At 36.8% G+C, this 1189-nt stretch carries 1 rRNA gene; it reads left to right on the top strand.

Going from position 1 to position 1189, the window contains the following annotated elements:
- Positions 1-1090 precede the first annotated feature (1090 nt).
- Positions 1091-1189, top strand: a 16S ribosomal RNA gene (locus DWZ16_RS15240); the annotation flags it as partial.

The raw sequence follows: 1189 nt of genomic DNA, 5'->3' as shown, positions 1-1189 counted from the left end.
GCGTAGTAATACGTGAAGCTGACTGTTACTAATCGGTCGAGGGCTTAACCAAAAGGTTATGGTTAAGGATAGGTAAGAGGAAGTTATTTCCTGAAGGATGAAAGATAGAGAGTAGAAGAAATTCAGTGTGCAGTTTTGAAGGTATATAAAGAAGACCGTTGTACAGAAATGTATGGCGGTTTTTTTGTGTAATAGGGAATTCCAATTTGACAGATATTCCTTAAGTTTTTCATAATGGCGCTGCTGGACTGACTTTCGATGTCCTTTACCGGCGACAAACGTTGTTTCATCCAACTGCCAGATTTCTGCGTATTTCGATGCGGCTTCCTTTAAGTATTCTGGCGAGTATTCTGTATTAATACTGAACTTTATCCCCGTGTATTGAAGCTCAGGATTAATTTCCTGAAACAGGGAAGTGAGCTTCTCAAACAGGCGGTATCTGGATTTTTCAGTCGCTTTCTTCCATACCCATTATTAAAATTATATATTATGTACAGTTTTGAAAAATGGAACACCGCAATCTCGTTACTGTAGTGTTTGGAAAGAGAAGAGAGCAAATAGTTGCATATATGATAATAGAAGAAAATGGCGCAAAATAAATCAGCGGCATTTCCGCAAGAAGGATCAAAATAAGCTGGTGGGAATGCTGCTGATTTTTTAATCTAGTATGTGTGAAATAAATAGAAATGACAAAATATTCTAAAAAATCACAACAAAATAAAAAGAATAACAAATATAGAAAAATCGTTGACAATCCTTGGAAACTCTGGTATCATAACATACGTCCTTGAGACAAGGGCGAATCAATCGAAGAAATAAGAGCGGAAACGCAAACGGGTTTCTGAGAGAGATTAAAAATAAAATAAAAAAGTTGTTGACAAAGTCAATTGCTTATGATAATATAAATAAGCTGTCGATGAGGCAACAACAAAGAACCTTGAAAACTGAACAGTATGTAAAACCCTGAAAATTCTAAGAACAAAGGCTTTTGGTTAAGCCTTGAAGTTCAAGAGAACATTCAGAACAAAACCAAAACAACAGTAATAACGGTTAAAATTAGCCAAGCGAATTTTGACTGGAATCAAAACTTTAACATGAGAGTTTGATCCTGGCTCAGGATGAACGCTGGCGGCGTGCTTAACACATGCAAGTCGAACGAAGCAATCTAGCGGAAGTTTTCGGATGGAAG

Source organism: Clostridium sp. AF29-8BH (assembly GCF_003478145.1).
GTDB classification, from domain to species: domain Bacteria; phylum Bacillota; class Clostridia; order Lachnospirales; family Lachnospiraceae; genus Otoolea; species Otoolea fessa.
Note: the sequence above shows the minus strand (reverse complement) of the source record. Positions and strands in the feature narration are given on the sequence as shown.